The 248-nt window shown below is 52.8% G+C and carries 1 rRNA gene; it reads right to left on the bottom strand.

Features of this window, described 5'->3' with window-relative positions:
* Positions 1–248, bottom strand: a 16S ribosomal RNA gene (locus SB754_RS22070); the annotation flags it as partial.

The following is a 248-nucleotide window of genomic DNA, read 5'->3' as shown; positions in this document are numbered from 1 at the left end:
ACTTGACGTCATCCCCACCTTCCTCCGGTTTATCACCGGCAGTCTCCTTTGAGTTCCCGGCATTACCCGCTGGCAACAAAGGATAAGGGTTGCGCTCGTTGCGGGACTTAACCCAACATTTCACAACACGAGCTGACGACAGCCATGCAGCACCTGTCTCAGAGTTCCCGAAGGCACCAAAGCATCTCTGCTAAGTTCTCTGGATGTCAAGGCCAGGTAAGGTTCTTCGCGTTGCATCGAATTAAACC

Origin of the sequence: Leifsonia sp. SIMBA_070 (assembly GCF_046534635.1) — a bacterium.
Lineage (GTDB): Bacteria > Actinomycetota > Actinomycetes > Actinomycetales > Microbacteriaceae > Leifsonia.
Note: the sequence above shows the minus strand (reverse complement) of the source record. Positions and strands in the feature narration are given on the sequence as shown.